We start from the raw sequence: 25930 nt of genomic DNA on the forward strand, positions 1-25930 counted from the left end.
TGATTTTTTTTGAAATTCTTTCTTAGAAATATATAAAGCGATTACATAATTTCTTTCAAAAACAAACGTACAACACTAAATTATAATATTATATATTTGTTGCAATACAATATTATGCCGTATAATTCTAAACATTTAAGTGAATCCTTAATTGAATATTACTTATTGTTTAAAAGGTTTGATTTCAAATGATAATTTTTCTCAATTAGAAAACGCTTCCACATACTTTTAAAAAAAGAATTCCTCTTATTTGCTATTGTAACACTAATTAAAAACAATTTGGGCATGAGAATGATTCTCATGCCATAAACATTTTATTTTTTATTGTGTAAGGCTTGATGTAAATTTTGGGCTACATTTTGTGGTAAGCCTGATGTTTTCAAATCATCAATACTTGCTTCTTTCATTTTCTTTATTGAACCAAACGTTCGCAATAATTTCGTTTTACGCTTAGCACCGATACCATCTACTGTATCTAATACTGATTGCAAACCTGTTTTTTGGCGTGTTTGTCTATGGAAAGTAATAGCAAATCTATGCACTTCATCTTGTATCCTTTGTAACAGATAAAATGCTTGGCTATTTTTTTTGAGCGGAACGATTTCAGCACTTTCTCCATATAATATCTCTGACGTTTGATGCTTATCATTTTTACGAAGACCTGAAACAGGGATATCTAATCCTAATTCATTCTCGAGTACATCTATTACACCACTCATATGGCCTTTACCACCATCTACAATAATTAAATCTGGCAATGGTGTGCCTTCATTTAGGACACGTGTATAACGTCTACGTACCACTTCACGCATCGATTTATAATCATCTGGTCCATCTACTGTTTGAATTTTATATTTCCGATAGCCTTTTTTATTTGGTTTACCATCAATAAACGAGACCATAGCAGAAACTGGATTCACACCTTGTATATTAGAATTATCGAACGCTTCAATTCTAATTGGTGTTTGAATACCCATGCGGTCACCAAGCTCTTCGATTGCTTTAACTGTTCGGGACTCGTCTTTTGCGATTAACTCGAATTTATTTTCAAGCGTCACTTCAGCATTATGATTAGCTAAATCTACCAATTCTTTCTTTTTACCTTTTATAGGTTGCACAATTTTTGTATCTACAACCGAACCAACCATAGCTTTATCTAGATGTTGTGGAATGTGCACTTCTTTAGGTAACAAATGTTGATTCAAATCATAAAATTGCCCGATAAAAGTATAGAATTCTTCTTCTTCTGTTTGTTGTATTGGTATCATCGTCGCATCACGTTTAATCATATTACCTTGGCGAACGAAAAACACTTGTATACACATCCAACCTTTAGATACGCTATAGCCAAAAACATCTCTAATTGTATAATCCGATGTTGTGATTTTTTGTTTTTTAGTTAAATTATTAATATGTTGTATTAAATCTCTATATTCTTTTGCTCTTTCAAAATCCAATGTTTCACTAGCATCTTTCATATTTTGTTCTAAATTACGCAAAATCGTTTTATCTTCACCATTTAAGAAATCTGAAACCTCTTTAGTCATTTCTGCATACTTTTCTAATTCAACTGGATAGACACACGGCCCTAAACATTGACCAATGTGATAATATAAACATAATTTGTCAGGCATTTTATCACATTTTCTAAAAGGATAAATGCGATCAAGTAATTTTTTAGTCTCTTGTGCAGAATACGCATTAGGATATGGTCCAAAATACTTACCAGTGCCTTTTTTAACTGTTCTTGTAACAATTAATCGTGGGTATTTTTCTTTAGTAATTTTAATAAATGGATAACTTTTATCATCTTTTAATAAAATATTATATCTTGGTTGGTATTGTTTGATAAGGTTAAGTTCCAATAACAGTGATTCTGTCTCACTAGACGTGACAATAAATTCGAAATTTCGAATCTCTCCAACTAAACGTGTTGTCTTTGCATCGTGAGCACCAGTAAAATAAGACCTTAATCTGTTTCTTAATTTCTTCGCTTTACCGACATAAATAATTTGGTCATTACGATCTTTCATCAAATAACAACCTGGTTCAGTTGGCACAACTGTAAGTTTCTGTTTGATTTGTTCTTGATACGTCTCCACGTTAATGTCTCCTCCTTTCACTTCATATTTCCTTTAAATCTATATAATATAACGACATGAAAGTAAATATACATCATGTTTCAGTTAATAATTTTTAATCATATATACATCTCATTGTTTGAGTTTTAAATATTACCTACAATCTATTATAAATAGTACCAGCGCATTAAACAATCTATTGAAACGCTAATAAATTGAAAACTGGGACATTAAATAAATTAATGTCCCAGCTTTGCTAATGCTTTACTATAAATGTTTCTCGATTACTTCTGCTAAGTTTTCTTTAGGTTGGAAACCTACTACTTTATCTACTGGTTCGCCATCTTTAAATACGATTAAAGTTGGGATACTCATAACTTCAAATTTAGCAGCTGTTGATGGATTTTCATCTACATCAAGTTTTAAAATATTAGCTTTGCCGTCATAGTCACCAGCTAATTCTTCTAATACTGGAGCAATCATCTTACAAGGGCCACACCATGTTGCCCAAAAATCTACTAAATTTACACCTGATTTGATGTTTTCATCAAAGTTTGAATCTGTTGCTTTTACGATTGCCATAACTGCCAATCCTCCTTAAATTTCAAATGATGAAGAAATTATAACAGACTTTATAACATTCTGCATATCTCTTGCTCACGTTTATTTTAATTCTGCCACGGTAACGCCAAATCCACCTTCGCTTGGCATTCCGTTTCTATATGATGACACACTTTTATGTCGTTTTAAATGTTTTTGCACACCTTTTTGCAAAGCACCTGTTCCTTTACCATGAATAATATAAACTTGTTCATAATTACTCAACACAGCTTGGTCTAAATATTGATCCACAGCCACCATTGCTTCATCATATCGATAACCACGTAAATCGAGTTCCATTTTAATACTTTGTCGATTTTCTCGCTTAATCATCTTGGCAGGAGCTTCTTTGGTTTTCTTCGTTTTTTCTAAATCTTCTAAGGGTAATTTCATTTTTATGATACCCATCTGTACTACAGCTTCTTTATCACCAATAAGTTCTAACACTTCACCTTTTTGGCCATATGTCAGGACTTTCACTTCGTCTCCAGCCTTAATATCGTCCCATTTTTGCTTTTGGACATTTTGTTTCAGTGACTTAGCTTCGTACTGATCTTCAAGCTGTTTCTTCTTATCGATTAATTCATGCTCTTTAACATCGGCTCCTTTTTTATCTCTAAGTTCACGTAGCTCTTTAAGAATGTCATCTGCTTCTTTCGTAGCTGATTTCACACGTTGATTTGCTTTCTCTTTGGCTTCGCTTAAAAGTTGTTTTTCATAATTCTGATATTGTGCGTACTGTTTAGCAAGTGCGTCACGCGATTCTTGTGCTTCTCTTACTAATTGATCTAATTCGATACGCTGTTCGTCAACTCGTTTAGAATTATTTTCTAATGATGCAATCATTTCATTAATTTCTTGTTCATCTTGTCCAATCATAGATTTGGCTTTTTGAATCACTTGCATATTAAGTCCTAATTTTTTAGAAATATCAAACGCGTTTGACCGTCCAGGAACGCCCATTAATAATTTATAAGTCGGACTTAATGTATTTACATCAAATTCCACACTGGCATTCATTACGCCTTCCCTATTATAGCTGTATGCTTTTAATTCAGGATAGTGTGTCGTAGCCATTACAAGTGAACCAATTTCATGTACATGATCTAATATGCTCATTGCTAAGGCGGCACCTTCACTTGGATCTGTTCCGGCGCCCAATTCATCAAATAAGATTAAACTATTTTTAGTCGCATTTTGAAGTATTTCAACAATAGTTTTCATATGTGAAGAAAACGTTGATAATGACTGTTCAATGGATTGTTCGTCCCCGATGTCACAATACACATTTTCAAAAATACTTAATTTACTGCCATCAAGTGTAGGAATTAGCATGCCTGATTGAGCCATAGCTATAATTAACCCCAGTGTCTTGAGGGTCACCGTTTTACCACCCGTATTTGGCCCTGTTATAATCACAGTTTCTATATCTTGAGCAAATTCAATCGTATTCGCAACAACAGAAGTTCTATCTAGCAACGGATGAAATGCTTTCGGTAAATAAACAGTTCTATCCGTAGTAAATTTTGGTTTCGTGCCTTTAATTGAACGTGCATAACGTGCTTTAGCTGTTAAAAAATCAATTTGACCCATAATAGATTCTGAAATCAAACAAGCGTCTGCTTCTTCAGCAACCTGTACAGTTAGTTCAGTCAATATACGTTCACGCTCTACAGCTTCATCATTACGGAAACTACTAATTTGATTACTCATTTCTACTATTGAGGAAGGTTCAATATACAATGTTTGACCAGATGCAGATTGGTCGTGCACAATCCCATTGAAATCTTGACGATACTCTGCTTTCACTGGTATAACATTACGATCGTTACGCACTGTCACAATGGCATCAGATAGCTTTTTTTGATTGCCTTGATGCTTTACAATTTTATCTAAATTTTGTTTTATGCGTTGCGTTGTTTTAGAAATCTTACTTCTAATACCTTGTAATTCGTAACTAGCATCATCAAATAAATCATAGGCATCACATTTTTGATGTATATTTTGATACAAGTCTGATAAAACAGGTAGTTGCTCCATTCTATCGTTTAGAATTGGGTAATTAATTTCTTCTTCTTCTTCGTTCAACAAACTATTATAAAATGTTTTATATTGATTTTGTATTTGTATTAAGCGTTTAATTACATTTAATTCGCTAACATTGAGTACGCCACCAATTGTCGCTCTATGAATAAATGAAGATATTTTTGCTAAACCACTTAAACTTGGCATGCGATGCTTATTATAGATTTGAGCTATTTCATCTGTTTCATTCATTTGAAATTCGACAGTATTGAAATCAGTTGCTGGAGTCATCGCTACAACTTTTTCTTTACCTAAATCACTTATTGCTTCATTCTCTACAAGTGCCTTTATTTTGTCGAATTCCAGGACATTTAATGATTTCTGCCTCATATAATCCCTCTATTTCTTCAATTTAATATTATTTTCTATAAGCGATTTAAACGCCTCTCGTGACATCGTATTGATTACTCTGTCTTTTTTAACGAACCCTTTTTGTGCAGTCGCCACACCGTACTTCATGAATTCAAGATGATCTACATGATGGGCATCCGTATTAATAGTTAATTTAACATTCGGATGTTTTTTAACTGTTTCGGCATTTAAATCTAACCGTTTAGGGTTTGCATTAATTTCTAAAATCGTGTTTGTCTCTTCAGCAATTTTACATAATCTATCAATATCTGGTTCATAACCTGGACGTTTGCCAATAATACGACCTGTTGGATGTGCAATATGTCTGACATATGGATTGCGACATGCGTTTTCTAAGCGTTTCATAATGTCTTCCTGCGATTGGTTAAAACTTTGGTGTATTGCTGCAATGACATAATCTAATTGCGCCAACACTTCGTCATCATAGTCTAAACGACCATCAGGAAGTATGTCCATTTCAATACCTGAGTAAATATCAATTTCTTCATATTTGTTATTCAAAGCTTTGATTTCTTCATTTTGGCGTAATAGGCGCTCAACTGACAAACCATTAGCAACTTTTAAGCTTTGAGAGTGATCTGTAATCACCATAAATTGATGACCTTTAGCAATGTTTGCTTCTATCATTTCTTCAATACTGAATGCACCATCGCTATACGTCGTATGCATATGAATATCTCCATTAATGTCATCTAATTTTATAATATCTGACAGATCTTTATCGAACTCACTTCCATCTTCACGCATTGCTGGGTCAATCCAATTCACACCGAAATGTTCATAAATTTCTTTTTCACTTTGATATTGAAGCAATTCGCCATTTGCTTGTTCGATACCATATTCACTCACTTTTTCATCATTTTCTTTAGCTAACTGACGAATACGAATATTGTGATCTTTAGAACCAGTGAAATGCTGTAGTGTGTGATAGAAAGCTGAAGGTTCGATTAACCTGAAATCTACACCTATTGTTTCATCATCATAAGTTACTTCTAATGATACTTTTGTTTGACCAACAGCTACTTCTTTAACTTTATTAGGAATATCAAGTAATGCTTGTTGTACCTTTGTCGGTTCATTTGTACTTATAATATAGTCTAAATCTTTACTCATTTCTTTAAATCTTCTGTAACTACCCGCTACTTCGTATTGTTCAATATCTGCAATTGAGGCTAAATGTTCGTTAATTTCAATGTTTAAGCCTCTCATTTGGTCAATCGGGTATTTATCTTTTTTCGCACCAAGCGCTTTAACTGCCTCTAAGATATTTTGCTCGGTTTTTTTAGCAAAGCCGCTTAATTCACTCACTTCACCTGCTTCACAAGCTTTTTGTAATGCTTCTTTGCCATCTATATTTAATTCTTTATAAAGTTTAGCTATTTTCTTACTGCCTAATCCTTGTATTTTCAATAAAGGAATTAACCCTTCTGGCACTTCCTCTTGTAATGACGCTAAAGTCGAAGATTTCCCCTCTTGACGATATTCTTTAATTACGTCTCCTACACCTTTACCAATGCCTTTTAATTCTGTAACATCCTCAATTTGATCAAGCGGACGTTCATCTATTTCAAGGCTTTGTGCTGCTTTTCTATACGCTGAAACTTTAAATGTGTTTTCACCTTTTAATTCCATATAAGTAGCTATTTTTTCTAATAATTGAATAATATCTTTTTTTGTCATTACTTTCACTCCATAAAAAAAGGTCAAGACAGATTACTGTTATGCGTTCATCAGTAAATTGGTTATGCCCTGACCTCCTGTATTTTAAAAATCTATATATTTTACGAAAATTATGCTAACTATATGTTTAATACGAATGTCGATACATAAGGAATATGTAATAACATATATTCGGCAATCATCGAGCTTGAGAGTTGCTGTTGGATGAATTCTAATGGATAAAGTGCTGCACTATACAATAATGTTGCGCAAATAATAATTGAAGATATTATTCCCATTAGCATACCAATAAATCGACTTATTAAATTGAGCCCTTGGTATTGAATCACTTTATCAAAGACTACAATAACCCCATAGCAAAGCATTTTGGTAATTGTCGCTACGATTAAAAATGCAATAATGTGGTCGAATCGCTGTTGTAGATTATCAAATTGAAAAGCATAATTCAAATCGTAAGCCTGTGTTTTAGGAAAAGGTATAAATAATTCCAATCGTTGAGATATTTGCAAATAAAATCGTTGTGCTACCCATAATGAAAACAGCGTAGCACCTAGATGCAATGCACTTAACCATACACCTCTTCTAAACCCAATCATTCCTATGTATATAAAAACAATTACTATTAGTATATCAAAAATCATTATTCATCACTGTTTTTCAGTTGTTTTATTTCTTGTTGTAGACGATGATTTTCCTCTTCTAATTGTACTTTTTCATGCATGATATTTACCGCTGTTAATATTGCTTTTCTTGTCGTGTCTAGACCTGCACTTTTACTGCCCAATTCCTTAATCCTTTCATCGACGAGATGTGCTACATAACGGATATGCTCAGGATTGTCCTCTCCGACAATTGTATAGCGCTGATCATTTATAGTGACGTTAATCCGATTTTTAAACTCTCCCATATAATAACTCCTGACTTTTGTTTATATTTCCGAATTCATTCTCTGATTGATTCTTTTAAGTGTTTAATTTAGTAATTTATACTATTTATTACGAACCATTATACACGACAAAATATTATTTTGTAAGAGGTGTGATTTGTAATATTTGAAATATTTGTTATTCATAATATTTTTGACAATGTAAACGAAAATGCCTCTACATAAACTTTTAATAGATGGTACTTTCACAGGTAGCTCGGTTATTTATACTTGTGATATGATGTTCAGTGTCGAAATATAAATATTAGCAATCCATATAAAGTGAGGCCAAAAAAAACATGACAAATGTTGTACTTAAATTAACAAATCAAGAAATCCAGCAATTAATGTCTAAAATTCAATTTGATACATCGAATGTTTCTCAGGGAATGAAAGGCAAAACTAAATATAAAAGCACTTCAATTTCAATTTATAATTCAAATAAAGTCATGTTTCAAGGTAAAGATGCAGACAATATAGCATCCCAACTCTTACCTAATACAGCTAAACCTGCAACATCTACAACGAATTCACCCAAAAAAACTTCGAGCACTAAACAAACTATTCGATATAACAATTATCAATGTATTGGTAGTGATGAAGCAGGCAGTGGTGACTATTTCGGACCACTTACTGTGTGTGCTGCGTATGTTTCTAAGAAAAATATTCAAATATTAAAAACGCTTGGCGTCGATGATTCTAAAAAATTGACTGATGCAAAAATCATCGAATTGGCTGAACAGCTTGTGACTTTTATCCCTCATTCTTTGTTAACTATGCACAATGAAAAATACAACGAAAAACAAAAATCTGGCTGGTCACAAGTTAAAATGAAAGCAGTATTACATAACGAAGCAATCAAAAATGTGACGCAAAAGATAGATACTGATGAATTAGACTATATTGTCATTGATCAATTTGCTGAGGCTGGTGTATATAAACGCTATGCGCTAACCGATTTACCCTTCAGCACTAAAACAAAATTCGAAACAAAAGGTGAATCTAAATCTATAGCAATTGCGGCAGCCAGTATTATTTCACGTTATGCCTTTGTTAAAAATATGGATAGCCTCTCCCGTGCTGCTAAAACAGAGATTCCTAAAGGTGCTAGTAATAAAGTCGACCTTGCAGCAGCTAAAATCATTGAACGCAAAGGCATTGATTACCTAGACTCTATCACTAAAAAGCATTTTGCTAACCGTGCCAAAGCAGAAAAATTAGTACAAAAGAAACATCGTTAGCAAATAAAACCTTTACTAGATTTTAAATGAATTTCACTATTAACACTAAATACTTATTATAAAAATCTTGATAGTCCATTTGCGATGGTCTACCAAAATTTCATAACGAGATAAACCAATTGCCATAAAAGCATTTGGTTTATTTTTTTATAAGTATTTATCATTGAGACAATCTTTGTTCAATAATGAAATTATTATTGTTTAAATAAAGTCAGTGGTTTGTCCTACTCTTACGGTAAAATCGCTAGCCGAAGACTACAGGCTGAGGCTATGCTCATGGAAAGCGTGCACAAAAAACTACCAACACATAGACTTTATCGACAATCTAAAAACCTTGGCAGTCCATAATAATGGTCTACCAAGGTTTTTAATTACACTATTTTATCTAATTGTTGCACCTTCTGCTTGTAAAGCAGCTAAGATGTCTTCATGTACTGCATTTACTTTGTCATCTGTAAGTGTTTGCTCTGTATCTAAATAAGCTAAACGAATTGCAATTGATTTCTCATCTTCAGCAATATGTTCACCCTCATAAACATCAAATACTTCGGCATTTTGTAAAATATCTCCACCATGATTTTCAATGACTTTCACTAATTTTGCTGATGGTATTGTACGGTTAATAACTAAAGCAATGTCTCTTGATACACCTGGGAATCTAGGGATAGGTTGATAATTAATATATCCAACTGCGACAGCCATCAATTTCTCATAATTTAATTCAAAAACGTATGTGCGTTTTAAGTCATGCTCTTTTTCAACTTGAGGATGCAATTCACCCACAAAGCCAATGATTTCATCGTTTAGTTTAACCATAGCTGTTCTACCAGGATGTAAGCCATCAATTTCTCCAGATTCATAGTCAAATTGGATATCTAATTTTTCAGCAATGCGATCTACGATTCCTTTGACAACAAAGAAATCAATTTCTTCTTTCTTACCTTGCCAAGCATTAACTGTGTAATCACCTGTTAAGATACCGCTTAAATATTCAACTTCATCTGGTAATTCACCTTCACCATTACCAAAGAATACGCGACCTAGTTCATACAAGCGCACATTATTATTTTTACGTGCGACGTTATAAGAAACTGCATCAATTAAATGAGGTACCAAACTTTGTCGTAAAGTAGCATGCGCTTCACTCATCGGCATTAATAAATCAATTGTAGCGCGTTCTTGTAGCGCGAAATCTTGTGCTCTTTGTTTGTCTACCAATGAATAGTTAATTGCTTGGCTTAATCCAGCGCCTTCTAGTGTTGCTTTCACGACACGAGACTTACCTTGTCTATCAGTTAAAGCACCATGTGTGACTTCCTCAAACACAGGTAATGTTGATGGGATTTCGTCGTAACCATAAATACGTGCAATTTCTTCAATTAAGTCTTCTTTTATTGTAATATCTTTACGACGAGAAGGTACCATAACAGTTAAGATATCTTTATTTCTAGTTGTTTCAAAGCCTAATTGTACAAAAATCGCTTCAATTTCTTCCGCTGATAGTTCAAAACCTACTGTTTTATTTACTTTATCTATAGAAATTTCAATTGGAGTAACAAATTGACCTAAATCACCTTCTGCTACACGACCTTGTGTTACTGAACCGCCCGCATAAGTTTGAAGTAAATAACACGCTCTATCCACCGCTTCATCTACAAATTCTGTAGCAATGCCTTTTTCGAAACGACTAGAAGCTTCACTTCTTAAGTTTAATCTTCTTGAAGTATGTCTAATAGAAACAGGGTCAAAAATTGCGCCTTCAATCACAACATTCGTTGTTGATTCAGTCACTTCTGAGAAATCGCCACCCATTACACCAGCAATTGCTATTGGATTTGTACCGTTTGTAATAACGATATCACTGTCTTTCAATGTTCTTTCTTGATCATCTAGTGTAGTCATTTTTTCATCAGCATGAGCTTGACGTACTTCTATTTGACTTGAACCTATTTGATCTTTATCAAACATGTGTAGCGGTTGTCCGTATTCTAAAAGTACATAGTTTGATATATCTACGACGTTATTGATTGGACGAATACCTGCTTTGATTAAACGCATTTGCATCCACTCTGAAGATGGCGCTATTGTTAAACCATTCACTACTCTTGCACTATAATATGCAACTTTATCTTTATTTTGAATGTTCAGGCTGATTTCATCTGATGCTTGTCCAGAAACCTCTTTACTATTTGTTTCTGGTTTCTTCATCGACACATTGTATAATGCTGCTGTTTCATAAGCTGTACCAATCATACTTAGTGCATCAGCTCTGTTTGGTGTTAAATCAAATTCCATCACTTGGTCATTTAAATATAACGCAGTCATAGCATCTGTACCTGGCGTCACTTCTGATGAAAAGACATAAATACCATCTTCAAATTTTTTAGGGACAAGATTGCTTGGCACACCAATTTCTTGAAGCGAACAAATCATACCCTCTGAACGTTCTCCACGTAATTTAGCACGCTTAATTTTTATGCCGCCAGGTAATCTACCACCTACTGTTGCAACAATGACTGTCTGACCAGCATCAACATTAGGCGCACCACACACGATTTGTACCGGTTCTGCTTCACCAATGTCTACTAAACATATATTTAACTTGTCAGCATCTGGATGAGGCGCTTTAGATTGTACGTAACCGACAACTAAATTTTTAGTTTCTTTTGTATAATCTACAACATCATCTACTTCAATCCCAGTACGTGTAATTCTTTCTGCAAGTGCATTTACTGGTTCATTAATATCTACGTAACTTTCTAACCATTCTTTTGAAATAAACATTACTTTTCACCTCTATCTTCTACAGCTTTAAATTGATCTAAGAAACGTACATCATTTGTATAGAAATGACGTATATCCTCAATACCATATTTCAACATTGCAATTCGATCAGGCCCCATACCAAATGCAAAGCCAGTATATTTATTTGAATCGAAACCTGCCATTTCTAATACATTAGGATGTACCATACCAGCGCCTAGAATTTCTATCCAACCTGTTTGCTTACAAACATTACAGCCTGCACCTTCACATTTGAAACATGACACATCTACTTCTACTGAAGGTTCAGTAAATGGGAAGTAACTTGGACGTAATCTAATTTCTCTATCTTCGCCAAACAATTGTTTAGCTAATAATTCTAACGTACCTTTTAAATCGCTCATTTTAATATTTTCATCTACAACTAAACCTTCAATTTGAGTAAATTGATGACTATGCGTTGCATCATCAGAATCGCGTCGATAAACTTTACCGGGGCATAAGATTTTTACAGGACCTTGACCATTGCGTTCTTCCATCGTTCTCGCTTGCACAGGAGAAGTGTGTGTACGCATTAATATTTCATCTGTAATATAAAAGCTATCTTGCATATCTCTTGCTGGATGTGATTTAGGTAAGTTTAATGCTTCAAAGTTATAGTAATCTTTTTCTACTTCAAAACCATCAACAATTTCGTAACCTAAACCTAAGAATAAATCTTCAATCTCTTCAATCGTTCTTGTTAAAGGATGTTTAGAGCCTATTGAAATTTTACGGCCAGGTAATGTGACATCAATTTGTTCTTCTTTTAATTGTTGTTCTAATTGTTCATGAGCTAAAAGTTCTTGACGTGATTCAATTTCACCTTCAATGGCTTGTCTCACTTCATTCACTTGTTGACCATAGGCTGGTTTTTCTTCGTTTGATAAATCTTTCATATGTTTCATTAAACCAGTAACTGAACCTTTTTTACCTAAATATTTAACTTTTACGTCTTGTAATTCTTTTTCATTTTGAGCTTCATTAATATCAACTAATGCTTGCTGCTTAATCTCAGTCATCGCTTCTGTTTGTGCCATACATAGTCCTCCTATATTAAAATCTAAATGTATAATGATTGTTTGTAAAAACGCAAAAAAAGACTTTCATCCCTTGAAACTGGGACGAAAGCCTTCCGTGGTACCACCCAAATTTATGCCTAAGCATACACTTGTTGTCATTGATAACGGAAATGAAGTCCGACTTAAATTTCTTTAAGTAACCAAAAAGGTGAAAAAAACTAAATACAGTGGATTATCTTGCAGTCTTAGGATAATCTCCCTTAAGCAACTGTATGAAAATAGTCTACGTCTTTTTAAAGGTTAATATTTATTTTGTAATATCATTAACTATATTATATACGATAATTGATTAAAGGGTCAACCTTTCAAGTGATACATCACGATACTACCAGCTATTGCTACATTTAAGCTTTCAGCCTTGCCATATATAGGTATTGTTAAATTTTGAGTCGTTTTACTCAACAATTCAGGGTTTACACCTTCACCTTCATTACCTAAAAGTAACGCGAACTTTTCTTGGCTTTGTATTTGATTATAGGCTACTGCATTATCCAACGCAGTACCATACACTTCACCTTCAAATTCATCAATAAATTCACTTAAATCTTGTGACACAATTGGAATATGAAAGACACTGCCTTGACTCGCACGCATAACTTTATCTTGATAAGGGTCTGCTGTGCCTTTTTCAAGAACAATTAAATCTAATCCTGCAGCATCAGCGGTACGGATTAGTGTTCCTAAATTACCTGGGTCTTGAATACAGTCTATTAATAGCACTTGTTGGGCTTTCCGTGTTTCATGAACAGGTTTTTCAATCACTGCAAAGAAGCCTTGTGGCGTAACTGTACCTGATAATGCTTCAGCAACTTTTAAATTGATTTCAAATACTTCTTCAGCATAATTAATCATACCATCATCGAGTCTTTCAATATCAACGACATACAATTGTTCAATTTTTAAATTGCTCTTGTATGCCTCTTCAATCAAATGATAGCCCTCGATAAGTGCACGTCCTGTTTTATCTCTTTCACGTTTCTTTTTTAATTTAATTGCATTTTTAACTTTACTATTTTGAGCCGAAGTAATCATTTCCATAGCATAGCCTCTTTATTTTAGTATTTTTTAACTTTTAAATTTATGTTTAATATTTGTACTAATTTTTTTAAAAAATGTAGAAAATTGACTTTCACTTTCCACTAAAATATTATCTCCTGTATATGTTACTATATCACCTTTGACTGGTGAAGCGTTATTGAGAAATCTAACTTTCAACGTCTGAGTTGTTTGTATGTTTTTATGATTCATCACTTGAAAATGTACATGTGGTTCAGCAGCATTTCCTGAATTACCTACATTTGCGATATGTTGTCCACGCAACAACGTATCTCCTTTGTTAATTTTAAATGAATCCGGTTTGATATGTGCTATCATACTATATTCATTACGTCTGTGTTTAATAATTATATAATTACCTTCAGGATGCATTGTATTATATTCACCAGGTGTGCAATCAGGAATCCCGTCTACGATTTCTTCTACTACTCCATTTGCTGGAGCTAAAATAGGCGCATTATAACTAAAATAATTCTCACACAGCGTAGAATCACCATTATATGTAAAACCTTCAATTACTTTTACAAAATCAAAAGCATTGCGTTGGTTTTTATATCGATAGTGATGATTTAATAATTCATTTGAGCCACCAGTATGAACAAGCCAATCTTCTTGTAAAGGGATGGTATAGCTACATTTAGAGAACTTAATCAAATGTGATTGTTTGATCGGAATTAGCGCCATTCCAATAATTTTTTGATATTTATTTAAAATGACACTTGCACCTGATTCCATATTACTGTCAAACCAAATGTACTCATCTTGACGATTTATATGTAAATGTTTATACAACCTGTTTGTTCCTCTAATACCATTATATGCACTCAACAATTTTTTGAATTCTTTATAAGAAGAAACGTCTTGAAAATAATCACTAAAATGCTCATAAAGCCAAATCGCATCACTATTTTCTATTTTATCTATAATTATTTGTGCATTCATTGTTTCCATAATTTTACACAACCTATCAGTTGAATATAAATACTATCTATCTCTAACATAAAAAATCGCTCAAAAATTATCAAGTGAATAATTAGTGAACGATTAGAATAGGCTATTATTAAGCCATTTAATTAAATGAAATTATTTTGATACAACGTCTTCGCCATTGTATGAACCACAGTTCTTACAAACGCGGTGAGATAATTTATATTCTCCACAACTTGGGCACTCTGTCATACCAGGTACTGAAATTTTGAAATGCGTACGACGTTTATTTTTTCTTGTTTTTGACGTTCTTCTTTTTGGTACTGCCATGATATATCCTCCTTATATTCAAACACTAAATAGAAATTTTCAGATTCAATAATCCATTATACTATAGATTATTAAAATCCGCTATTACTCTTCGTCATATAATTGTTGTAGTTTTTGAAGCCTAGGATCAATTTGCTTAGATTCAGATTCTTCCTTATCTTTTGCAAGCTCAACCGCTTCTTCTTCGTCAATAACTTCCCAACCATTGCCTTCACTTAACATCTGATCGCTTTCGCTTGAAAAAACACGCATTGGCTTTCCAATGATAACTAGTTCTTCAGTAATATCTTTTAGATTTATCATACCGTTTGTTGCATCATGGTAATGTTCATCTTTATCTTCGCCATTACTATACTCATCATATCCTTCTAAATCAAAAATCTCTTGAGATTTAATATCTATAGGAGTTTCTACAGGAACTAACGTACGTGCACATGGCATCGTATACGTTCCGGTTATATGCATATCTGCAATGACTTCATTTGATCTGACGGTTAATTCACCTTCAACATCAATATCAGATAGATCTATTAAATCTAATGATTTTACTAAATGATCAAAATTAACCGTTTGATGAAATTCAAATGGTTTATCTTGGAATTTTCTTAATTGTGTTATTGACCATTTCATAGGGCTTCACCTCTAACAAGCACAAAATTTATTTTAACTTTATAGACATAAGTTGTCAAGATTTTTTCTTAACACATTTACATCTGTTACAATATATATAATGAATTCTGAAAGGAAGAATTGCAAATGAAAAGCGTTGCACTAGTCACAGAATATAATCCTTTCCACAATGGTCACTTATACCATGCCCAGAAATCAAAGTCAATTACCGAAGCCGAAGTTTCTGTCGCAATTATGAGTGGAAACTTTGTAATGAGAGGCCAACCAGCAATTTATAATAAATTCACTCGAACACAAATGGCGTTAACCGCTGTCGACTTAGTTATTGAATTACCTGCCTACTCTGCTATATCTGCAGGACAGTATTTTGCAGAAACTGCAGTTCAAGTAGCAGATTATTTAAATATTAATCATTTATCATTTGGTAGTGAATCTGGTGATATAAATGCATTTCTATCACTTGCTCAAGAAATGAATAAAGTAGAAGATTCCCCACAATTTTCTGAGAAATCTAAAGAAGGTAAAAGCTACCCACGAATAATTAGTGAACTTATCTCTGATCATTCGTTACTTTCATCACCTAATAACACTTTAGGGATATCATATGTGCGTGCGATTCAAAAATGGGCACCAAGCATCCAACCTTGGACGATACCTCGAGAACAAAGCGCTCATCATGATGATTTAATTTCAAACTTTGCTTTTGCGAGTGGTACTTCGATTCGTAAATCGATTCAAACAGGTGATGAACAATGGAAAAAGGTTGTTCCTGAATCAACTCAAACACTTTATGGAGCGCCTCACGTCTCAATTGAAGACACCTTCACTTATATAAAATACGCGATTTTAAGCCAAGACGTGCAAGCTTTAGAACAAATCCACTTAATGAGTGAAGGCTTAGAACATCGTTTAATACATTTAATCAATGAAGCGACTTCTTTTGAACATTTAATGAAATTAATTAAAACGAAGCGTTATACATATACGCATATCCAACGTTTACTTATGAACATTTTACTGAATTTCAAACAACAAGATAAACCTTCAACAATTGAAGCCGTTAGAGTATTGGGCATGACACAAAAAGGACAGCAGTATTTAAAATATTTAAAAAACGCTTTTCCAGAACGTAATTATATAACTCAAGTCAATAAACAAAACGCACATTATTTTACGAATGAAATACACGCCACTCAGATTTATAATTTTCTTTCTAATAGCACCGCTACCGACTTCAATACACCTGTGATACGTGTTTAAGACAGTATATATTAACCATAAATTAAAAAGGGCTGACCGCATACCTAAAAGTATGATGTCAGCCTTAAACTAATTTTAATTATCCCTTTACCTATTTGACTAGATACAGTTCAGCGATTTTGTATACAGTCTAGAACCACTATTCAATTTGTTAAGTATCGGTTCTTTATAGTTATTTTCTAAATTTTTTGTTCAATGCTTTTTCCACATGTACTGGGACGAAGTCTGAAACATTTGCCTTATATGCAGCAACTTCTTTAACTACGCTTGAACTAATAAACGAGTAATTTGTACTTGTCATCATATACATTGTTTCTACATCACTATTTAGCTTCTTATTCATTGAAGTCAGTCTCAATTCATATTCAAAGTCACTTACAGCTCTCAAACCTCTAATTATTGTCTGTGCGCCAATATCGTCACAAAAATCAACAAGTAAACCATTAAAGTGATGAACTGTAACGTTATTCAAATGTTTCACTGATTCTTTAATCAATTCTATGCGTTCTTCAATTGAAAATGTTCCTGCTTTACTACTGTTTTTTAAGACACAAATGTGAAGCTCATCAAAGCGATCAGCACTTCTATCTATAATATCTATATGCCCATATGTAATTGGATCAAAACTTCCGGGAATAACTGCTTTAGTTGTAGACATTTTAATCTCCTTTTTCTAATAACAAAGTGTCTGTCAGTCCATAATGATAACGCTTTATCACATGGAAAGGATCAGTATTAATTTTTTCGTGATGATTGAACTCACAAACGATAATACCACTTTCTTTTAATAAATTAAACTTTGCGATTTCTTCCAACGCTTCATCTATAAGTCCTTTTTCATATGGCGGGTCCAAAAAAATTACATCAAATTGAATATCACGTTTCGAAAGTGCTTTCAACGCACGGTCTGCATTGTTTTTATATACTTCAGTTTGCGATTCTATATTTAAATTTTTTAAATTTGCTTTAATCACTTTAACGGCTTTAAAATTTTGATCTACAAAGATCATTTTATCAATACCACGAGACAAAGCTTCGATACCTAAAGACCCACTACCTGCATATAAATCTAAACCTATTCCTGAAACTTCATGAAGACTATTAAAAATACCCTCTTTCACTTTATCCATCGTAGGTCTTGTATTGCGCCCTTCTAAACTCTCTAGCGCTTTACTTTTATATATTCCTGAAATCACTCTCATATTATTAACACTTCCATTCTTAAATCAAATTTTATATAATGCATATTGCATGTTAAGGAGGTTACAATATTGAAACAATCATTTATAAAATTAGGCGAAGGCCTCACAGACTTATTCGAATTTAACACTTTAATAGCATATAATTTCAAACGTATCGACCATATTGTGTATTTCCACACTGCTACTTTTAAAAAAAAACCTTCTTCAGTAGCAATCGTTATGCATCCTACAAGTGAAAATCACTTCCAAGCTATGTATATCATGGTTAATGCTTTAAATTATCCCTATCCTAATTCAAACAAAAAGTTTGAATTAATCAATGAGCAAGCAAGACTATACAATATAGATATCAAAGAGGTAGATGTACAACCGAGTGACACCTTCCACGACATCGATTTATATTTTAATTACTTAATCAGCGTTTTAAGACTGCAACGATGGATTCCACCATTGCAATAATTGAATAAAACAAGCCACTGTAGACTATGATTGTACTATTGTGGCTTGTTTAACTGCCCTATATTAAGTCATTAGCTAGATTGCTATGGGTTAGATACAAAAATAAAGCTTTTAAAACTTTTGAATCAAGATATTTCATGCTGTTCTTTTTCATAAACCTTTTTTAAATATTTATAAGGCGAACCTTCAATATTTTTCACATATTTGAGCTTCATTAATTTCTCAACAATTTGATCTGCTTCTTCTTCATTTATATACATTACGACATAGCGTTGTTGTCTATTTACACTTACGATATGACCAAATTTTCTTACTTGTCTTTCGTGTTTCATATGTTTTAAATAAATTATCAAACTTGTTCTAGCTATAGTGTTCATTTTTTTCACTCCAATTATTAGCCATTATATAATATCATGTCTTTTTCTTTTTATAAATAACAATTATTTTGATGTATCACAAACATTTGCTATATTACTTTATATACTCAAAACTGAGGAGGATTGCTCGTGACAAAAATTAATAAATTAATTAAGGGCGGATTTTTAAGTACGCTAGGTTTAGTCGGTAGCGTGTTATTAATTACTAAATATAAAGCTAATCCGAATAATCAAAGTATACCATCTTTCTTTTCTAAACCTGCACCATATATATTTGCCCATCGTGGTGGTATGGCTGTAAGACCAGAGCAAACTAAACTTGCTTTTGATAATGCAGCAGCACACGGGATTGATGGATTTGAAACAGATGTGAGACTTACAAAAGATCGAAAACTCATCGTTTTCCATGATGTAGACGTGGATCGTACGACTAACGGTTCAGGTAAAGTATCAGAACATACTTTAGCAGAGATAAAACAGTTAGATTCAGGATATCATTTTGTAGATATAAACGGTCATAAACCTTATCGAGGTCACAAAGATGCTTATATTTTATCTTTTGATGAATTACTTAAATTATATCCAAATCAATTGATTAATGTTGATTTAAAAGACAACCCTGAAAGTGAACATGGCCATCTTGTACCAGAAATTATATTTGAGGATATTGTTGCTAATAATGCTCAAGATCGCGTATTAGTAACAAGTTTCCACAGTAAACAAATTGAACGTTTTAATATAATAAGTAATGGCACTGTAGCTATTGGCGCAGGCCAAAATGAAGTGGCAGAAGGCTTCTTAAAGTTCTATTTAGGTCTAGGCGATACCTTTCAGCCACGTGCGCACACCTTCCAAATGCCTGTTTCGTTCAAAGGTATTAAACTAACTTCACCAAAATTCATTCAGTGGCTTAACACGCGTGATATCATCCCAGGTTATTATGGAGTGAATAATCTCGACTTAATGAATGATTTGATTTTTAATGGTGCGCATACACTTGTTACTGACAGACCCGATTTAGCAGAACGATTTAAACATACTTATCACTAACAACGCATGCGTCACAATAAAGCTGGGAAACCTCAATGAGGCGTCCCAGCTTTTTCAATATTTATTATTAATGACTCTAAAAATTCAACTTAAAGTGAACAGCTACATGATCCACCTGTAGCACAGCCACTTGCATCTTTTTGGAAAAATGGATTGCCTGTTTCAATTTTTACATTTTCAGAAACAGCGTATGCAATTTTAACAATCACCTCATCTATTAAATCCTGTAATAAGACTTCTTTTTGTTTAAAATCCATTACAACTGGTAGCATTTCATAAGCACGTTTACGTTTACGTGTATCTAGCATCACCGTTTGGTAATCAGGGTGGTATTTACCAAAACGCATAATTTCATCATACTTATCTTTTGATTTCAAAAATGCTTGGTATAGTAAATGTGCTTCATCATTATCCGCTAACTGTTGTTCAGCCTCTTTATATTCTTTATATAATCTTGATTCAAGTATTTTATCACTAAGTGCTTCAATTTCATCAAGCACTGTTAATGTTTCTTCAGTGATCATCGTTACAAATCTCCTTTCTATTTATCTTCAACAAAAATAATTGTGTAGTAACCATTTGTTACTTCGCCACCCATTTCATTATATTTAGAGTTTAACATCCTTGATCTATGAATATCTGAGTTGAGCCAACTATGTATTAACGTTGGCACTTCGTTGAAGTCATAGCCAACATTTTGACTAGCAGATACAAATGGCACCTCTTGCTCATTGAGCTGTTGTTTTAAAGCATCTTCAGTAAATTCAACACTATCAGTACCAATTGCTTCATACAAGTTAAATGAGGCAATATGCGTTAAATGATTATTAACTTTTAATGGCTTGGCATCTTTTAACTTTCTCATTTCATTTGTAATTTCATAAAGTGTCGTCAGCTGATTTGAGTTTTGCTCATAAGTAATATTACTATATTTACTTTTAACCTCTTTATCTTCTTTGGTAGATAACATTTGATAGGGTTTAAATGCTGCTAGAGCTTCACTATCTAAATATCTAACTGCTACAACCTCATTAGATTGTTGATCTATGTAAACTTGCGCATACATATCTTCAAATTTAATTAATGCTTGTGTTTTCATATCTGAATCAGATAGCTCTAATTCATATTGCTTACCATTAACAGAAATCGTTGGTTCGGGATTAATACTATATTTTTCAAAAACGTGTGACGCATCGTCCTGTATTTTTATTGGATTTACATTAGCATCTTTACCTGTTGCATAAACAGATTTAACGATACCTTTTTTAGTAGTAATCAAATAATATTTATCTTTTTGCTTAAACACATAGTTTTTAAAATTATTTTTATATGGATAAACTCGATCAGCTTGACCATATTTATCAGTTAATTCATCTAAGCTTTGACCAACCCACGTACTCACACCCTTTTTAGGTTTCGGGTTTTCAGCGTTTGTCTCAGTTTTTTGAGCATCCTTATTTTGTGTCGTTTTAGTTGAATCTTTATTAGGATTTTCGAGTACGTCAAACTTTAAACGCGGTGAGTAAAATAGATAAATTAAAAAACAAATTAATAATAATACACCAATAATTTTAATTATTAGTTTTTTCATCGCTCACCCACCTATATATTACTTTCATTTATTGTACATGTTTCATTATGTCACAAGCAAGGTATGTCGTTGTAAATTCTTTGTTAAGATTAGCACAGGTCATTCAAAATACACATTTTTACGATTCAGCGATACAAGTGATACATCATCTTTTTTCGGGTATAGTTATAATTGAGAGGTGAAAGTCATGACAACAATTCGTATTCACGGCGCAAAGCAAAACAATTTAAAAGATATTTCTGTCGATATACCAAAGCATCAAATAACGGTTTTTACAGGTCGCTCAGGTTCAGGAAAATCTTCATTAGTATTTAATACAATTGCTGCCGAGTCAGAACGTCTTTTAAACGAGACATATTCTACATATATACAACATCAATTAACTCAATATTCAAAACCAAAAGTAGATTTGATTGAACACCTACCAGTTGCTATGATTATCAACCAAAAACGACTAGGTGGCAATTCACGTTCAACAGTAGGAACAATATCTGATATATACGCTTCAGTGAGATTATTATGGTCTCGAATCGGAGAACCTTTTGTGGGTTACTCTGACATATTCTCATTTAACAATCCTAAAGGAATGTGCGATACATGCTCAGGTCTAGGATACGTGGAGGACATAGATTTAAATGAGCTGTTAGATTTTAATAAATCTTTAAATGAAGATGCGATACGATTCCCCTCTTTTAGACCAGATAGTTGGAGAGGAAAGCGTTATTTATATACAGGTTTATTTGATAATGATAAAAAATTAAAAGATTATACACAAACAGAACTTGATACGTTGTTGTACACAAAGCCTACTAAACTGAAAAACCCGCCTGATAATTGGCCTAAAACAGCCAAATTCGAAGGTTTAATTCATCGCTTCAGACGTTCTTTTTTACTCAATGATAATTTTGAAAAAAATAAATTTAGAGAAGCCATAGATCGTGTCGTGACTTCAAAAGAATGCCCGAAATGTCATGGAAAAAGATTACATCCAGATATTTTAAAATGTAAAATTAATGGTTTTGACATCGCAGATTTCACTCAATTATCCATTGATGATGCATTAGATTTCATTAAAAACATTCATTCAGATAAAGCGCGTGTCATCATTGAACCACTACAACAACAGTTACAATCTTTAAGTTATATTGGGCTTAATTACTTAACTTTATCTAGAGAAACTACCACGCTTTCAGGTGGTGAATCACAGCGCATTAAATTAATAAGACACCTTAATAGCCCTTTAAGTGATTTGGTGTACATTATAGATGAGCCTAGTGTTGGTTTGCATCCTGATGACATACAACGTATAAATGAAATCATACAATCTTTAAAAGACAAAGGTAATACTGTGTTGGTCGTTGAACATGACCCTGATGTTATACGTATTGCTGACCATGTTATAGATTTAGGCCCGCTTGCTGGAAAAAATGGTGGCGAGATTACATTTACTGGGTCTTATAATGCTTTATTAAAATCAACTACCAGTACAGGCGTTGCCTTACGAAGAATGCATAAGCTTAAATCACAACCTAGAGAGCGTCAACGTTTTATTAAGCTTTCTAATATATCTCGTAATAATTTAAAAAATGTTTCAACTCAAATACCAGAAGAGGCTATGACTGTAGTGACTGGTGTCGCAGGTTCCGGCAAAAGTTCTTTAATTCATGAAGGATTAGAGCAGTTACAAGACACCATTTTTATTGATCAAAAACCTGTGCATGCTTCAAGTCGTTCTAACTTACTCACTTATTTAAATATATTTGATGAAGTTCGAAGCTATTTCAGTGAAGAAACAGGATTAAAAAAATCTATGTTTAGTTATAATTCAGAAGGCGCTTGTCCAGAGTGCCATGGTAAAGGTATTTTAAAAACCGAACTTGCATTTATGCCAGATTTCACTCAAACGTGTGATGTTTGTAACGGACTAAGATATAAACCAGAAGTGCTTGACGCTAAAGTAGCAGGTTATTCCATCGCAGATATTCTTGCGCTAACTGTAGATGAAGCAATTGAATTTTTCCATTCAAAACACAATATCTCAACACCTTTGAATGCTTTAAAATCCACAGGTCTTAATTATATGACATTAGGTCAAACGTTAAATACATTGTCAGGTGGCGAAGTTCAACGTGTGAAACTAAGTAAATATTTAACACGTACTGTAAATCACCACACTTTTGTCTTCGATGAACCTACAACAGGATTACATGAAGATGACATACCTATATTATTAGACTGTTTTAATCAACTCATTGATGACAACAACACAGTAGTAGTTATAGAACATAACTTAACCATGATGACGCATGCGGACTGGATTATTGATATAGGTCCTTATGCTGGTGGCCAAGGCGGACAATTACTATATGAAGGACAACCAAAAGGATTATTAGATACTAAAAATTCTGTAACTGCTAAACACTTAATACGATACTTGAATAATTAGACTGAATCTCTAGCATTATTGTTTATTAACTATATCACTGTAACTAAAAAAATCTTTCCGTAAAATGACTAACAGTCATTTAAACATTAGTTATAATCCAAACGTTGCTTTGATTAGCGATGTTGTTTCTCCACCAGGATAGATTACATAAAGTAATGCGTATACTGCTAAACCAGTGATTGCAGTGAAGAACCATACAATTGATGCAATTGGACCGACAAATCTATGCACTTTAAATTTCTCTTTAAAGGCCGTGATAATTTGTGATAAACCTAAAATTCCGCCAATTGTTGCTAAGTTGATATGGAATACTAAGAACATAGTGTAATAAATCTTCATTGAATCAGGACCGCCGAAAGCAGTGTTACCAACGAAAATCGTTCTCGAAGCATAAATGATAAAGAACGCGAGTGCAAAAAATGCCGCACTTAGCATTACTTTTTTATGACTTTCGATTTCTCTTTTCCAAATTTTGCGCCAACCTATTGCAACTAAGATAGCACTAATAACTATAAAACTTGTACTTAAAGTAGGTAAAATTGGTAAATTCATATATTACATCCTCATTATTAATTATTAGAACATTTGAATTAATGACACGACGACAACGAGCACAAAGAATACTACTAAATAATTCAATGAATAAACGAACATTTTTGTTGCCCATTTCGTTTGATCTAAATCTTTCTTAAAGCTTGTTAACCACATATATACCCAACCTAAATTTAGCAGTGTTGCTATCACAATAAACGTTGTGCCTAATGTGCTAAGTAAAAATGGTAGTGGTAGTAAGAATACAAGCCATATAAACATGCTCACTCTCGTACGGCTAAACCCTTTAACAGATGGTAGCATTGGTATATTTGCTAATGAATATTCATCTTTACGTTTAATTGCTAACGCATAAAAATGAACTGGTTGCCAACAGAATACTACTAAGAATAGTGCTACTGCTACCAAACTGAGGTTTCCTTCGATTGCAGTCCAACCAATTAATGGTGGCACTGCACCTGGAAAACTACCAATGACTGTATTCCAAACTGTATGACGTTTAGACCAAATAGAATAAAATGAAACATACCCAACGATGCCTATCAAGCCAATTACTCCCGAAGGTATGTTTAACGCAAATAGTAATGCCTCCCCTATAAGCATCATTCCAAAACTGAGAATCAATAAATTTCTTTCTGAGATTCTCTCATTAACAGTTGGTCTCTGTTGTTTACTTGGCATGATACTGTCAATATCTTGATCATAGTAATTATTTAAAGCACATGCGCCCCCCATAATTAACGTAGAGCCCACCAACATCATTAAGATTTGTGGTATTGACGAGAGGAAGGAATGATTCGCCAACACAATTGCAAGCCATGAACCAGCAAATGCGGGTAGTAAGTTTCCTTGTACAAGCCCCATTTTGATGATTTGCTGTAACTCTTTAAAAGTTACACGACTAGAATTATGTGACAAAGTTTGTTCTTTGTTCATAATTTCCCTCCTATTTTTTTCATATAATACAATGATATATTAAATTTGTGTTATTGACTACATTTATGTAAAGTTATTTGTGACACTTTAACGACTTTCACAAATAGTCATTTTTGTGACACAATTTAATCTATATTTCTTGTTATAATGTTAGTTAAGATTTATTTAAATTTTATAAGTATGTCTTTTCGAGATTAATAATTACAATAATTACGACAAATGATGTTACAACTAAATGTAATTTAG

The 25930-nt window shown here is 33.1% G+C and carries 24 protein-coding genes; 5 read left to right on the forward strand and 19 right to left on the reverse strand.

What is annotated here, in order from left to right:
• Positions 1 to 314: 314 nt before the first annotated feature.
• The 6 genes from uvrC to zapA form a co-directional block, all read right to left on the reverse strand.
• The gene (uvrC, locus tag ACP3TL_RS06925; RefSeq protein WP_069832456.1) at positions 315 to 2102 is read right to left on the reverse strand and encodes an excinuclease ABC subunit UvrC; all 1788 of its coding nucleotides are present in this window, start codon (positions 2100 to 2102) and stop codon (positions 315 to 317) included.
• A gap of 246 nt (positions 2103 to 2348) precedes the next feature.
• Entirely contained in the window at positions 2349 to 2663 is a 315-nt protein-coding gene (trxA, locus tag ACP3TL_RS06930) for a thioredoxin (protein WP_002507961.1), read from the reverse strand.
• 81 nt (positions 2664 to 2744) lie between these two features.
• Positions 2745 to 5096 carry an endonuclease MutS2 gene (locus ACP3TL_RS06935; protein ID WP_069832455.1) on the reverse strand — a complete coding sequence of 784 codons (2352 nt, stop codon included), beginning with the start codon at positions 5094 to 5096 and terminating at the stop codon, positions 2745 to 2747.
• Positions 5097 to 5105: 9 nt separating this feature from the next.
• Complete coding sequence (polX, locus tag ACP3TL_RS06940) at positions 5106 to 6818, reverse strand: DNA polymerase/3'-5' exonuclease PolX (protein ID WP_069816331.1); 1713 nt, start codon at positions 6816 to 6818, stop codon at positions 5106 to 5108.
• Between the two features lie 119 nt (positions 6819 to 6937).
• Complete coding sequence (locus ACP3TL_RS06945; RefSeq protein ID WP_069816333.1) at positions 6938 to 7459, reverse strand: CvpA family protein; 522 nt, start codon at positions 7457 to 7459, stop codon at positions 6938 to 6940.
• Positions 7459 to 7725 (reverse strand): cell division protein ZapA, encoded by a 267-nt coding sequence (gene zapA / locus ACP3TL_RS06950; RefSeq protein WP_002507965.1) that lies wholly within the window; start codon positions 7723 to 7725, stop codon positions 7459 to 7461. Before zapA ends, ACP3TL_RS06945 begins: the two co-directional genes overlap by 1 nt.
• Before the next feature lie 317 nt (positions 7726 to 8042).
• On the opposite strand from zapA, the gene rnhC reads away from it, so the two are divergent.
• The gene (gene rnhC, locus ACP3TL_RS06955) at positions 8043 to 8984 is read left to right on the forward strand and encodes a ribonuclease HIII (protein WP_069816335.1); all 942 of its coding nucleotides are present in this window, start codon (positions 8043 to 8045) and stop codon (positions 8982 to 8984) included.
• A 381-nt stretch (positions 8985 to 9365) separates the two neighbouring features.
• Here rnhC and pheT read toward each other — a convergent pair whose 3' ends face one another.
• The 6 genes from pheT to ACP3TL_RS06985 all read right to left on the reverse strand — a co-directional run bounded on the left by pheT (position 9366) and on the right by ACP3TL_RS06985 (position 15811).
• Entirely contained in the window at positions 9366 to 11768 is a 2403-nt protein-coding gene (gene pheT / locus ACP3TL_RS06960) for a phenylalanine--tRNA ligase subunit beta (RefSeq protein WP_277575810.1), read from the reverse strand.
• A complete protein-coding gene (gene pheS, locus ACP3TL_RS06965) occupies positions 11768 to 12826 on the reverse strand; it encodes a phenylalanine--tRNA ligase subunit alpha (protein WP_069832452.1) in 1059 nt (352 codons plus the stop codon). The genes pheT and pheS overlap by 1 nt, the downstream gene beginning before the upstream one ends.
• Positions 12827 to 13165: 339 nt before the next feature.
• Positions 13166 to 13906, reverse strand: coding sequence for a TrmH family RNA methyltransferase (locus tag ACP3TL_RS06970; protein ID WP_069816341.1), 741 nt, complete (start codon positions 13904 to 13906; stop codon positions 13166 to 13168).
• A gap of 27 nt (positions 13907 to 13933) precedes the next feature.
• The gene (locus ACP3TL_RS06975; RefSeq protein WP_285325518.1) at positions 13934 to 14875 is read right to left on the reverse strand and encodes a M23 family metallopeptidase; all 942 of its coding nucleotides are present in this window, start codon (positions 14873 to 14875) and stop codon (positions 13934 to 13936) included.
• Between the two features lie 132 nt (positions 14876 to 15007).
• A complete protein-coding gene (rpmF, locus tag ACP3TL_RS06980) occupies positions 15008 to 15181 on the reverse strand; it encodes a 50S ribosomal protein L32 (protein ID WP_002507971.1) in 174 nt (57 codons plus the stop codon).
• An 84-nt stretch (positions 15182 to 15265) separates the two neighbouring features.
• Positions 15266 to 15811: a YceD family protein gene (locus ACP3TL_RS06985; RefSeq protein WP_057511870.1), complete on the reverse strand. Its 546-nt coding sequence runs from the start codon at positions 15809 to 15811 to the stop codon at positions 15266 to 15268.
• A gap of 126 nt (positions 15812 to 15937) precedes the next feature.
• On the opposite strand from ACP3TL_RS06985, the gene ACP3TL_RS06990 reads away from it, so the two are divergent.
• Positions 15938 to 17071, forward strand: coding sequence for a nucleotidyltransferase (locus tag ACP3TL_RS06990; protein ID WP_069832450.1), 1134 nt, complete (start codon positions 15938 to 15940; stop codon positions 17069 to 17071).
• A gap of 172 nt (positions 17072 to 17243) precedes the next feature.
• Here ACP3TL_RS06990 and coaD read toward each other — a convergent pair whose 3' ends face one another.
• Complete coding sequence (coaD, locus tag ACP3TL_RS06995; protein ID WP_069832449.1) at positions 17244 to 17729, reverse strand: pantetheine-phosphate adenylyltransferase; 486 nt, start codon at positions 17727 to 17729, stop codon at positions 17244 to 17246.
• A gap of 1 nt (position 17730) precedes the next feature.
• Positions 17731 to 18273, reverse strand: a complete 543-nt coding sequence (rsmD, locus tag ACP3TL_RS07000) for a 16S rRNA (guanine(966)-N(2))-methyltransferase RsmD (protein WP_069832448.1) — start codon at positions 18271 to 18273, stop codon at positions 17731 to 17733.
• Positions 18274 to 18342: 69 nt separating this feature from the next.
• Here rsmD and ACP3TL_RS07005 point away from each other — a divergent pair, with 69 nt between their 5' ends.
• A complete protein-coding gene (locus ACP3TL_RS07005) occupies positions 18343 to 18732 on the forward strand; it encodes a DUF7147 family protein (protein WP_285336728.1) in 390 nt (129 codons plus the stop codon).
• A gap of 125 nt (positions 18733 to 18857) precedes the next feature.
• Here the strand turns inward: ACP3TL_RS07005 and ACP3TL_RS07010 are convergent, their stop codons facing one another.
• Positions 18858 to 19109: a YlbG family protein gene (locus ACP3TL_RS07010; RefSeq protein ID WP_065337752.1), complete on the reverse strand. Its 252-nt coding sequence runs from the start codon at positions 19107 to 19109 to the stop codon at positions 18858 to 18860.
• A 129-nt stretch (positions 19110 to 19238) separates the two neighbouring features.
• Here ACP3TL_RS07010 and ACP3TL_RS07015 point away from each other — a divergent pair, with 129 nt between their 5' ends.
• Positions 19239 to 20159 carry a lysophosphatidylglycerol phospholipase D gene (locus tag ACP3TL_RS07015; protein ID WP_069832447.1) on the forward strand — a complete coding sequence of 307 codons (921 nt, stop codon included), beginning with the start codon at positions 19239 to 19241 and terminating at the stop codon, positions 20157 to 20159.
• An 89-nt stretch (positions 20160 to 20248) separates the two neighbouring features.
• Here ACP3TL_RS07015 and ACP3TL_RS07020 read toward each other — a convergent pair whose 3' ends face one another.
• The gene (locus ACP3TL_RS07020; RefSeq protein WP_002507979.1) at positions 20249 to 20683 is read right to left on the reverse strand and encodes a YlbF/YmcA family competence regulator; all 435 of its coding nucleotides are present in this window, start codon (positions 20681 to 20683) and stop codon (positions 20249 to 20251) included.
• A gap of 17 nt (positions 20684 to 20700) precedes the next feature.
• A complete protein-coding gene (locus ACP3TL_RS07025) occupies positions 20701 to 21750 on the reverse strand; it encodes a CAP-associated domain-containing protein (protein WP_069816355.1) in 1050 nt (349 codons plus the stop codon).
• A 187-nt stretch (positions 21751 to 21937) separates the two neighbouring features.
• On the opposite strand from ACP3TL_RS07025, the gene ACP3TL_RS07030 reads away from it, so the two are divergent.
• Positions 21938 to 24196 carry an ATP-binding cassette domain-containing protein gene (locus ACP3TL_RS07030; protein ID WP_069832445.1) on the forward strand — a complete coding sequence of 753 codons (2259 nt, stop codon included), beginning with the start codon at positions 21938 to 21940 and terminating at the stop codon, positions 24194 to 24196.
• Between the two features lie 90 nt (positions 24197 to 24286).
• Here ACP3TL_RS07030 and ACP3TL_RS07035 read toward each other — a convergent pair whose 3' ends face one another.
• Both ACP3TL_RS07035 and cyoE read right to left on the reverse strand, forming a co-directional pair.
• Positions 24287 to 24748 carry a DUF420 domain-containing protein gene (locus ACP3TL_RS07035; protein WP_069832444.1) on the reverse strand — a complete coding sequence of 154 codons (462 nt, stop codon included), beginning with the start codon at positions 24746 to 24748 and terminating at the stop codon, positions 24287 to 24289.
• A 24-nt stretch (positions 24749 to 24772) separates the two neighbouring features.
• Positions 24773 to 25684: a heme o synthase gene (gene cyoE / locus ACP3TL_RS07040; RefSeq protein WP_069816361.1), complete on the reverse strand. Its 912-nt coding sequence runs from the start codon at positions 25682 to 25684 to the stop codon at positions 24773 to 24775.
• Between the last annotated feature and the right edge of the window lie 246 nt (positions 25685 to 25930).

It is taken from the genome of Staphylococcus caseorum (genome assembly GCF_049943195.1).
GTDB classification, from domain to species: Bacteria; Bacillota; Bacilli; order Staphylococcales; family Staphylococcaceae; genus Staphylococcus; species Staphylococcus equorum_A.

Bases quoted from the DNA above. Each gene is read 5' to 3' on its own strand.
- trxA (WP_002507961.1), bottom strand. From the start codon at position 2,663: ATGGCAATCGTAAAAGCAACAGATTCAAACTTTGATGAAAACATCAAA.
- ACP3TL_RS06935 (WP_069832455.1), bottom strand. From the start codon at position 5,096: ATGAGGCAGAAATCATTAAATGTCCTGGAATTCGACAAAATAAAGGCA.
- polX (WP_069816331.1), bottom strand. From the start codon at position 6,818: ATGACAAAAAAAGATATTATTCAATTATTAGAAAAAATAGCTACTTAT.
- ACP3TL_RS06945 (WP_069816333.1), bottom strand. From the start codon at position 7,459: ATGATTTTTGATATACTAATAGTAATTGTTTTTATATACATAGGAATG.
- zapA (WP_002507965.1), bottom strand. From the start codon at position 7,725: ATGGGAGAGTTTAAAAATCGGATTAACGTCACTATAAATGATCAGCGC.
- rnhC (WP_069816335.1), top strand. From the start codon at position 8,043: ATGACAAATGTTGTACTTAAATTAACAAATCAAGAAATCCAGCAATTA.
- pheT (WP_277575810.1), bottom strand. From the start codon at position 11,768: ATGTTTATTTCAAAAGAATGGTTAGAAAGTTACGTAGATATTAATGAA.
- pheS (WP_069832452.1), bottom strand. From the start codon at position 12,826: ATGGCACAAACAGAAGCGATGACTGAGATTAAGCAGCAAGCATTAGTT.
- ACP3TL_RS06970 (WP_069816341.1), bottom strand. From the start codon at position 13,906: ATGGAAATGATTACTTCGGCTCAAAATAGTAAAGTTAAAAATGCAATT.
- ACP3TL_RS06975 (WP_285325518.1), bottom strand. From the start codon at position 14,875: ATGGAAACAATGAATGCACAAATAATTATAGATAAAATAGAAAATAGT.
- rpmF (WP_002507971.1), bottom strand. From the start codon at position 15,181: ATGGCAGTACCAAAAAGAAGAACGTCAAAAACAAGAAAAAATAAACGT.
- ACP3TL_RS06985 (WP_057511870.1), bottom strand. From the start codon at position 15,811: ATGAAATGGTCAATAACACAATTAAGAAAATTCCAAGATAAACCATTT.
- ACP3TL_RS06990 (WP_069832450.1), top strand. From the start codon at position 15,938: ATGAAAAGCGTTGCACTAGTCACAGAATATAATCCTTTCCACAATGGT.
- coaD (WP_069832449.1), bottom strand. From the start codon at position 17,729: ATGTCTACAACTAAAGCAGTTATTCCCGGAAGTTTTGATCCAATTACA.
- rsmD (WP_069832448.1), bottom strand. From the start codon at position 18,273: ATGAGAGTGATTTCAGGAATATATAAAAGTAAAGCGCTAGAGAGTTTA.
- ACP3TL_RS07010 (WP_065337752.1), bottom strand. From the start codon at position 19,109: ATGAACACTATAGCTAGAACAAGTTTGATAATTTATTTAAAACATATG.
- ACP3TL_RS07020 (WP_002507979.1), bottom strand. From the start codon at position 20,683: ATGATCACTGAAGAAACATTAACAGTGCTTGATGAAATTGAAGCACTT.
- ACP3TL_RS07025 (WP_069816355.1), bottom strand. From the start codon at position 21,750: ATGAAAAAACTAATAATTAAAATTATTGGTGTATTATTATTAATTTGT.
- ACP3TL_RS07030 (WP_069832445.1), top strand. From the start codon at position 21,938: ATGACAACAATTCGTATTCACGGCGCAAAGCAAAACAATTTAAAAGAT.
- ACP3TL_RS07035 (WP_069832444.1), bottom strand. From the start codon at position 24,748: ATGAATTTACCAATTTTACCTACTTTAAGTACAAGTTTTATAGTTATT.
- cyoE (WP_069816361.1), bottom strand. From the start codon at position 25,684: ATGAACAAAGAACAAACTTTGTCACATAATTCTAGTCGTGTAACTTTT.